9 protein-coding genes and 1 pseudogene are annotated in these 9,323 nt (G+C 67.4%); 2 read left to right on the top strand and 8 right to left on the bottom strand.

Translation table 11 applies throughout. The features are described 5' to 3' along the window. Positions 1-231: 231 nt before the first annotated feature. The 7 genes and pseudogenes from ACXC9Q_RS00050 to ACXC9Q_RS00020 all read right to left on the bottom strand — a co-directional run bounded on the left by ACXC9Q_RS00050 (position 232) and on the right by ACXC9Q_RS00020 (position 4,665). Positions 232-820 (bottom strand): annotated as a pseudogene (locus ACXC9Q_RS00050) (Tn3 family transposase). A gap of 590 nt (positions 821-1,410) precedes the next feature. After that, positions 1,411-1,644 carry a hypothetical protein gene (locus ACXC9Q_RS00045; protein ID WP_457054377.1) on the bottom strand — a complete coding sequence of 78 codons (234 nt, stop codon included), beginning with the start codon at positions 1,642-1,644 and terminating at the stop codon, positions 1,411-1,413. Then, positions 1,641-2,180: a hypothetical protein gene (locus ACXC9Q_RS00040; protein ID WP_457054376.1), complete on the bottom strand. Its 540-nt coding sequence runs from the start codon at positions 2,178-2,180 to the stop codon at positions 1,641-1,643. Before ACXC9Q_RS00040 ends, ACXC9Q_RS00045 begins: the two co-directional genes overlap by 4 nt. A 4-nt stretch (positions 2,181-2,184) precedes the next feature. Next, entirely contained in the window at positions 2,185-2,553 is a 369-nt protein-coding gene (locus tag ACXC9Q_RS00035) for a DUF4158 domain-containing protein (RefSeq protein WP_457054375.1), read from the bottom strand. 381 nt (positions 2,554-2,934) lie between these two features. Continuing rightward, complete coding sequence (locus tag ACXC9Q_RS00030) at positions 2,935-3,855, bottom strand: hypothetical protein (protein ID WP_457054374.1); 921 nt, start codon at positions 3,853-3,855, stop codon at positions 2,935-2,937. Next, on the bottom strand, positions 3,855-4,169 hold the full coding sequence (locus ACXC9Q_RS00025) for a PadR family transcriptional regulator (protein ID WP_457054373.1): 315 nt from the start codon (positions 4,167-4,169) through the stop codon (positions 3,855-3,857). Before ACXC9Q_RS00025 ends, ACXC9Q_RS00030 begins: the two co-directional genes overlap by 1 nt. Before the next feature lie 13 nt (positions 4,170-4,182). After that, complete coding sequence (locus ACXC9Q_RS00020; protein ID WP_457054372.1) at positions 4,183-4,665, bottom strand: GAF and ANTAR domain-containing protein; 483 nt, start codon at positions 4,663-4,665, stop codon at positions 4,183-4,185. 868 nt (positions 4,666-5,533) lie between these two features. Here ACXC9Q_RS00020 and ACXC9Q_RS00015 point away from each other — a divergent pair. Further along, a complete protein-coding gene (locus tag ACXC9Q_RS00015) occupies positions 5,534-6,547 on the top strand; it encodes a recombinase family protein (RefSeq protein ID WP_457054371.1) in 1,014 nt (337 codons plus the stop codon). Between the two features lie 671 nt (positions 6,548-7,218). On the opposite strand, the gene ACXC9Q_RS00010 is transcribed toward ACXC9Q_RS00015, so the two are convergent. Continuing rightward, on the bottom strand, positions 7,219-7,524 hold the full coding sequence (locus tag ACXC9Q_RS00010; protein WP_457054370.1) for a transposase: 306 nt from the start codon (positions 7,522-7,524) through the stop codon (positions 7,219-7,221). Between the two features lie 347 nt (positions 7,525-7,871). On the opposite strand from ACXC9Q_RS00010, the gene ACXC9Q_RS00005 reads away from it, so the two are divergent. Continuing rightward, positions 7,872-9,005, top strand: a complete 1,134-nt coding sequence (locus ACXC9Q_RS00005) for a pentapeptide repeat-containing protein (protein ID WP_457054369.1) — start codon at positions 7,872-7,874, stop codon at positions 9,003-9,005. Positions 9,006-9,323 lie beyond the last annotated feature (318 nt).

Raw genomic sequence — 9,323 nt, 5'->3', positions numbered from 1 at the left:
ATCAACGTGAAACCATCAGCCATTTGCTGCAGGCAACCGCCTTCACCGGGTTGAGGTCTTGACGGCATGGCGCGGCGGCCGAATCTCGGATCTTGCGCCGGTGGCTTCGCCGTGACGAGGCGAGGCGAAGTGCCTGCTCGATCGATGCTGTCCCCGCTCACCCGGCGTCGCGTGACGGGCCGCTGCCCGGGTCGCTGCCTTCGGTCGCCGCTTTCGGTCGCGCGGGCGCTGTCAGGGCAGCAGGTCGAACCCGAGCAGCCGGGTCAGGCCGAAGCCAACTTCGGATTGGCCGTGGGAATCGACATAGTTGCCGTCGACCTCCATCGAGGTGCCGTGCCGCATCGCGCCCTCGATCATCGCCGCGACCTCGGAGGCTGAGCAGTTGATCACCTGGGAGTGGATCGCCATCGACTTCGTCTCGACGTGCCAATAGATCAGCACCCCGCGGCCGCCGTAACGGGAGTGCCACTCGGTGAAGATGTTCTGGTCGAACGCCCCGAAATGCGTCGAATCGCTGGCGACAGCGCTGGAGCCGGCCCCAGACCCGCTGGCGCCGTACCGCGAAGGTCGCGTCGGCGATCTGAGTGGCCATCGCCCTCGCCACGTCGACCGATAGGTACCAGCGCCGCACATAGCGCAGGTCATCTTCGGAGTGGCCGTGCTCTCCACCGGAGATCGCCCGGATCCCGGTGTTGGTGCCGTAGGCATACACCGCGAGCAGCAGCCGCTCGGCCAGCACCTCCCGCGACAGATCACGCCGCCCCGCCGTACCGGTCACCTGGTCCAGGCAACCGGTGCGCAGCACGGCCTCCTTCAGCATGTCGATCAGCGGCACCGTGCCCCACCGGGTCCGGATCTCGCTCTTCAACGCGCGCAGGTTCTTCGGCTCCGGCGCAGCGTCCAGCGGGGTCAGCTTGATCGCGCCCTGCTTGCCGCGGTCACCAAACTCCACCCAGCCGAGCTCGTCGACCCGGTCGTTCAGCGCGCCGAGCTCGGTGCGCAGCTCGGCCTGCAACTGGTCGATGAACACGGTCGGGTCCAGCGGTTTACGCAGCGCGCTGTAGTCCTCCATTCGGCGGGACTCGAAGTCGCGGGGCAGGTCCTCGTCGGGGTTGCGCCACCGGTCCGCGCCGACCACCCAGATCTCCTTGCAACGCAGCCGTTCCCGCAGCGCCTGGAACGTGCACACCTCATACGTCGCGCGCACCACCTTGGTGCGGCCCTTGCCGTCGATGCGGCGGACCAGGTCCGCCCAGTCACCCAGCACGCCCTTGTGGTCGGGGACGTGCTCGCCGGCCGGGTAGAACGTGACCCGTCCGTCCTTGTGCCGGGCCACCAGCTCCAGCGCGTCCAGCACCGGCCGGTGCGTCGCGTTCGACGACCGGAACTCCAGCACATCGAGCAGTTCGATCAAGCCCGCCGGTAGTGGTTGGTGTAGGAAGCCTTCAGCGTGGTCTGCACCGTGCGGCGATACACCGGGCCCTTCGTCTTGTACTCGTGCACCAGCTCCCGCAGCGTCTGCTCACCCCCGGTCACCGCCGGGAACACCACAGCCCGCACCGGGTCGTCCGGCGCATCCAGCGCGGCCTCGGCGATCGCGAACAAGATGTTCTCCTTGCCCGTCACCTTCTTGAAGGCGTTCACCAGTTCCTGGGTGACGCGCTTGTCCGCCCGGCGTTGATCCGATGCACGGTGGAGATCAGCAGGTCGACCAGGGTGTCGGTGATCTCCCGCTCCCGCGCATGCAACAGAGCCGCCAGCAGCGTCAACCGCAGCTCGACCGGGTGATCACGCAGATGCGACGGGGACTCCACTGCCGCCCTGGAACGCCACCCGGCCAGTACCTTCGGCGCCACATCGCTGAACAGACCCGGTGGCAGTCCGATCGCGCGGACCGCACGGAGCTTCCTGATCTCGATCAGCATCGACTCCAGCCTCACATTGCCCGGATCCGACTTCACCAACGCCAATACCGAATCGGCGTCATCCGCCGCGTCGCCAAGCCCTGACACCAGAGCTTCTAACCGGGCCGATGTCACGGACGGCAATCTGGCCGCGATCCGGCACGACAGCGTCGCCTCGGCCTGCCGCAATGCCGACCGAACGATCCGATCGACACGACCCGCAGTCGGTGGCTCGATCCGCTCGCCCCGGCAACGCGCGAGAACCTGCTCGCGCACCCGATCATGCTGCCGCTCCGCCTCGCAAACCCGCAGCCAGCCATCCAGCCAGCTTGTCCGCATCCTCGACCGAGCACTCCCGAAAGCCCAGATGCCGACGGATCTGCGCACGATGCCGCTCGATCGTACGACCAGTCCACTCATACAGACCGATCTCGGAGGCCGGCACCTTCACCTGGTCCGCAACGAACCGCACCGCGTCGTCCGGAAGCTCCCCGCGTCCGCGCGGGAACCGGCCATGCCGGACATAGAACTTCAACAGCAAGACGAAACCGAGCTTCCCAGCGTCGCCCTTTCCGAACACCAGACCCTGCTCGTCATCCAGCAGCGTCCACTGCTCGACCAACTCATCCAGCTCAATCGACCGATCCACGATCGGCATGCTCCCGCGATCGGAGGTCAACGCCCCCTACCGGGCAGACCCGCGAATGTGGCGGCTGGTGACAGCTCTCTTACCGACACCCCTACGAGCGGGCCGCCCTTGGTGCGGCGGGGCTGCGTCGGTTCGCCGTTCAGCCCGCGGCACACGGTGTACATCGGTGACCACGGTAAGTGGCGTTGCCGTTCGGGCGGTCAACCCTCGCGACCTGTGCGGCTACGGTCGCAGCCCGATGACGCTCAAGGCCGCTCATCGGCCCAGGCAGCGACACGTCAAGTACCACCAGGTCAGGCAGCCAGCGCTGCGCCGCGTCCTGCTATCGCCATCGCCGAATTGCGCAGTCCCACCCAGGCGGGGCCGGTACTGGAGGCCTATCTATCGGTGGGCTGTGTCGCGACGGAGTCTGGCTGCTGTGCCGGCTGCGGCGCAGCCGATGGTGGCGCTCACGACTGGTACGAGCAGGAGCAGCATCATCGCGCTGCCGAGGTTGTCACTGACGGCGTACGTCGCCAAGTCGGGAAGTCCGCTGGTGGGGAAGTCGCGGAGCTGTCCGGCGTCGTAGGGACCGCCGGCGGTGAGGAGGGTGTCGCCGGCCAGCACGACGAAGAGGACGAGCCCGGCGACGACGGCGGACAGCAGCACAACCTGCTGGCGCACGGCTGCGGTGCGGCGGCGTCTGCCTGCCACGGCTCCCACGGCGAGTGCTGCCAGCGGAATGGCGAGTAGGAGGAGCGAGTAGGCCGGTTGCGAGGAGTGCGACACGGCGGTGATCCCGGCGATGGCCCACACGGCGGCCAGGGCGAGGCCTCCGGCCAGGCCGGACAGACCTACCGATCCGTGGCGCAGGAGGACGACTGAGATCAGGGTGTACCCGGCCAGCACGGCCGTGAAGGTCGCGAGAGCGGGCCGGGTTCCGTGTTGGGTGAGGACCGCCGGGTAGCGCACGAGTCCGTAGACGACCAGCCCTGCACATGCCACAGCTGTTGCAGCGACCAGTCGGGCGGCCACACCGGCGGCGTCCGCGCGTCGCGATGGAAGGACCAGCGTCGCAGCGGCACAGCCGAGCGCGAAGCGCCAGCGCTGCGTCCGGCCCTCCAGCTGCCGGAGCTCGCCGAGCATCGCCTCTCCCCACTGCGCGCGGTCGGCGGGTAGAGCGCCGACGGCCCAGGCGAGCAGCCTGGACGGTGTGTCGTGGACCGTGGAGGCGGCGGCCGGCTCGATGCCCGCTCGGCGTGCTGGGCGGACCACCCAGACGAGGAGCGCGGCGACGAGCACACCTACGACGAGTGCACTCATTACGCCTCCCTCACTTGCGGGCGCTGCAGCGGCGAGGGCCGCCGGACCGTGTCCTCTGCCAGTCTGGCCGCCTCGCGCAGCCCGGCTGCGGTCAGCCGGTACATGTGCCGGGGCGGCTTGCCCTCCGGCCCGTACTCCCACATCGCCTCGAGTAGCTCACGGTCGGCCAGCCGCACCAGGATCGGATACAGCGAGCCCGACTTCAGTTTCAGCTGGGTGCCGAGGTCGTAGCCATACCGCCACCGCGTCGGCTCGTCGGCAAGCGCCTGCAGAACCTTGATCGCCTGCGGAGAAAGCGCACGAGAACGAGCCATGCCATAACTCTACCTATGTAGTGATATCCAAGCAAGGCTGCCGGCAGAGCCAGCCGGGCAGCTTGCGGGTATCGACCAGCCGCCGCGCGACATCGCGAAGCTTGGTGTTGGTGTCTTGGGAGCAGCGCCGCAGAACCTCGAACGCGCGGTCGCCCTCGAGATCGAAGCGCTCCAGCACGATCCCCATTGCCTGCCCAACCAGCTTGCGGGCATCGATCGCCTGGGCCATCGTCTCGTCGTGTCGCGCCGACGCGACCGCGACCGACGCATGCCGGGCCAGGATGTAGGCGATCGCCTCATCATCGGCGCTGAACGCAAGCGGCTCCCGGTTGTACAGCGACAGCACCCCGATCGTCTGGCCGCCGACTGTCATCGGAACGTGCAGCACACTGCGCATCCCGGCCCCCACAGCCTCGGCCTGCCAGGCCGGCCAACGGTGTTCCGCGGTCACGTCGGGGACGTGGATCGTCGTGCCGCCGGCCAGGGCAGCCAGCATCGGACCGTTGCAGGGTGTCGATCTGCAGCTGATACAGCGACTCCACCACCGGATCGGTCACCGCCGCGACCTCGGCCCGCCCGCCCCGCGCGGCGAGGGCGACGCCGGCATGGCTGCACTTGAGTGCCTGTAACGCGAACAGCGCCACCGACTCGACCGTCTCGTCCACGTCCAGCGCATCGTGCAACTCGATCGGCCCCGCTGAACGTGTGGCGCCAGGTGGTCGTCCTCCTGCAGGTCGCGGGGCCGGTGTCCCGGCGCGCCCCCTCCAACCCACCTGTTGTGGTGACTATGATCCGAGCCGTCAGCTGGATGTGCGTCTCCCCCGGGGCGTGCTGAGTAAATGCATATGCTTCCGGCAACGAGCTATGCACCTTGGGAAGCTCGAGAGTGGGGTCCTCCCGGCTGACAGCTTCTGATGCTTCGATTCCGCGCTGTTCCGGGGGGACGCGCGGGGTCGGAGTGAACATGTCTGAACCCAGCCACAGCAGCCATCAGAAGCTGCTGCTGATCGGCACACTCGCCTGCCTAGCCGCGATTGTCACCGTGTCCGTGGCCGGCCAATCTGGAGCCGCCGTCTCCATCGGCGCCGTCTGGACAGCTACGTGCGGCGTGCTATCACTTCGACGGAAGCCCTAACCCTGCCCGGTCGCAAGAGGAGGTGTTGAGAATCGATCGTTATCTCGACACTCCCTCGGTGGTCATGCTGGCCGGCGACACACCGATCAGTGGGTGTCGGAAAAACGTGTCGCGGAGTCGGAGTGTCTAAGAACTCGGAGCCCTCCCATTCTCGTACAGTCGCGAGTCATGACGATCTCCACGACCGTCCCCCGGCGACCTGCCTGAGCTGCTCGCGGCCGAGCCCGCGGTGCTCACGGGCGCCCGGATCGGATACGCCAGGGTGTCGACGAACGGCCAGCTGCTCGACCGGCAGTTGCACGCCCTGAACGAGGTCGGCTGCGTCAAGGTGTTCGCGGACAATCAGTCCGGCCGCGACGCCGACCGCCCGGACCTGATCGCGTGCCTGGCGTACCTGCGCGCCGGCGACACCCTCGTCGTACCGAGCCTCGACCGGCTGGCCCGATCGCTACAGGACCTCGTCACGTTGGTCAGCGACCTGCGGCGGCGCGGTATCGGGTTCCGGTCGCTGCACGAGGCGATCGACACCACCACCCCCGGCGGCCGGCTGGTGTTCCACATCTTCGCCGCGCTCGCCGAGTTCATCCGCGAGCTCATTGTCGAAGGCACCCACGAGGGACTGGCCGCGGCCAGGGCCTGCGGCGTCAAGCTTGGTCGACCGCCTGCGATGACACCCGAGCAGGTTCGCTCGGCGCGCACGTTGCTGGCCCAGCCGGAGCACTCGGTGACCTCGATCGCCAAGCTGCTCGGCGTCAGCCGGTCCACGATCTACAAGTACGTCCCCGAGCTCTCCGGAGGATCCGCCGCGGCGTTGCCGATCGCCCCAAGTTCTGCTGCGATCGGCTCCGCCGTCGACGATCGCCCTTCTCGGCCGTTGCCGATGCCGACGGCACCGAAGTCACCGGCCTGCCCAACGTGTGGGAACCGGCCCGCCGATGCGCGCGAGCTCCAGCTGCACCGCGAAGGTCTGGAGACCGTGTGGCTGCTCCACGATCCCGACCAGCCGGGCCGGCTCGTCGAATGCTGGCACTGCGAGCGCTGCCAACCACATCAGGTCGAGATCGTGATGTGCGGCTTGTGCGGCAACACGGTGATGCTCGGCGGAGACCTGGCCGCCGGTTCCGATGATCAGTCGTCCCAGCTACCCGAGCTCGCAGTGCAATGGCTCACCGGCCACGGCTGGATCCAACGCCCCAGCAGTTGGTACTGCGGCAGCCACACCGACAGAGTGAGCGGTCAATAGAGGCGTAGTCCGACAAGGTGAGCCCTTGCCGCGGGGACACCAGCGATCAGCGCGCCCGCACCAACCCGGCTCGTGACTAAGGTCGAACTCCGATGACACGAAGGGGCAGCATGGGCGAGGAACAGGGCGTCGACTACGACCGCCAGGCGAGTACCACCAAAAGCCGAGCCAAGGCCGGCGAACTCCAAGGGTGTGTCTACGGATAGTTAGCCGCCGAACTTGAAGCGGCATTGATATGAGACGTGTCCACTCGTCGTGGCAACGATATGACCGGTGACGACGGCGGAATCGCCGAAGCAAGTGACGTTGCCCTGAAAGGTCCTGCTAAGTGAAAGGCCTTGGGGCAACTCGCCGCTACAGGAGATCACTACCGCCCCGTCGCCCGAAGGCAGGAGTACGAGTGTCTGGTGGTCCAGAACGAATGCAGGTAAACCTGGTATGTCTCCGGCGTCTAGGCCGCACTCGTCTCCCTTGATCACGGTTGCGCCGGCCGCCGACGCAGACGAAGCCATCGGCCAGCCGCACATCAACAGGGCCGCACCCGCAATGACCAGGCCTCGAAGGATCGAACGTTTGCTCATGGCCCCTCCCGGGCAGGCAAGGACCACGGGAACCGCGCGCCCCGACCAGCACTCTTCTCCCTGTCGCAATGATCCACAAGGGTGAGGTGACTAGTGCCCCGCGTCTGAGGTCTTCTGACGGTTGGCTTTCTTGAGGACTTGGTTGGCGGTCTTGGTCCAGACGAACGGGTGTGATCGGTCGTTCCAGCTGGTGATGAAGCGTCGGATCTTGGTGTTGAGATCGCCGACGGATCGGAAGATGCCGCGGTGGATGGCTTGGCGTTCGATGATGGAGAACCGCACCTCGACCAGGTTCAACCAGGACGCGTGAGTGGGTGTGAAGTGCACGGACGCGGGGGTTGCCGCCAGCCAGGCCTTGATGTTGGGGTGCTTGTGGGCGGCGTAGTTCTCCATCACCGGGTGCAGCTCGCGGCCGGGGTGGGCGCGGGCGACCTACTTGAGGAACACCAGGAACTCTTGATGACGATGCCGGGGCTTGCACGCCGCGGTGACCTGGCCGGTGGCGATCTCCAGCGCGGCGAACAGGAATCGCGATCCGGATCGCCTGGCGTGTCACGGCAGCTGAGCGTGGATCCTTGGTGCCGCCACCGGCCGGGTCCCGGTGATACAGGTGGTTATCACCGGGATCTGCGTGGTCACGCCCGGCGTCTGCCGCCGTGATCGGTAGACGGCCGGCCACAGCCGGGGCACGGTGGAGACTGGCGGCGCCGCATCACCGCAGCTGGCGCTGCTGGAGGGGGACTGTGGTGATCTCGAGTGAACGAGCCCTGCGCCTGATTCGTCGTAGGCGCAGCGACCGCGACCTGGCCCGTACGCCGTCGATGGGACCTCTGGTCCTGCAGGCGGCCGTGGCGGTGGTTCTGGCGGTGAGCGGCGCGGTAGGCCTGTACCTCCTCCTCGCCTGGCTGCTCGGCGTTGCGCCCCATCCCAGAGGGCCGACCCCTGATCAGCAGAAGCTGCTCGCGGACCTGGCGAAGATCGCCCCCGGACTGGCAGCCGGCATGGGAGCTGCCTTTGCTCTCGTCGTCGGTTACCGCCGCGCGCGCGTCGAGGAGGCCGGCAGCCACCGTGACGACCGCCGGCTGTTTAGCAGCCGCTACCAGGACGCGGCCGACCTCATCGGCCACGACAAAGCTGCCGTCCGGCTCGCCGGCATCTCCGCGATGGCGCGCCTCGCTGACGACTGGGCCGAGCAGCGCCAGCCGTGCATCGATGTGCTGTGCGGATACCTGCGGCTGCCTTACGACCCGGCGGCCAGCGATTCCGGCGAAGAGGAGGTCCGCCTCACCGTCATCGGGCTCATCACTGCACACCTCCAAGCCTCGGCTGAGCCCGCGTGGCGAGGGCATGATCTCGACTTCACCGGAGCCTTCTTCGACGGTGGCGACTTCCGTGGCGCCGTCTTCTCCGGCGGCAACGTCGACTTCATCAACGCGGTCTTCCCCGGCGGCACCGTCGACTTCATCAACGCGGTATTCTCCGGCGGCACCGTCGACTTCACCAACGCGGTATTCTCCGGCGCCTGGGTCAACTTCGCCGGCGCCGTCTTCTCCGGCAGCGTCGTCATGTTCGGCGGCGCGCACTTCTCCGGCGTCGCCTTCGTCGACTTCGCCAACGCCGACTTCTCCGGCGGCTTCGTCCGCTTCCTCGGCGCGGTCTTCTCCGGCGGCAGCGTCACCTTCCAGATCGCGCGCTTCTCCGGCGGCGACGTCGACTTCGCCCTCGCGGACTTCTCCGGTGGCGAACTTAACCTGGCCGGAGCGACCCTCCGGCCTGGCGGTATAGCGCCACGGAACCTTCCTGAAGCCCCGACCGCCGGTCTGAAGTTACCGGCCTGGATGAAGCAAACCCCGTCGAGCGCTCTCCCGCCCCACTGATAGCCAGGCCACGGACAGAACCGTGGTTTCCTAAACCGTGCGTCCACAGGTGGCGCGACTCGTTCTGGATCCTCCTGCCGTTGCCGGGGGCAACATCTGTATCAATTGGTGACCAGCGTGTCCGCAGGTCAGGGGCTACTTACCGGGCCCCGACACCGGTTGTCCCCCGACGATCAGTTCGCCTGTACCCGAGGGCCTACGCAGCCAGCTGACACCTGCCCAGGGCCAGAAGGTGTTCGGCGATCTCGTCGACAAGAGCCGGTGGGTTGTAGTTGGCCTATGCGGTGAACTTCTCGTGCGCGGCCATCGCCGCGCCGA

The organism is Kribbella sp. CWNU-51, assembly GCF_054073265.1.
This window is presented reverse-complemented; position numbering and strand designations above follow the sequence as displayed.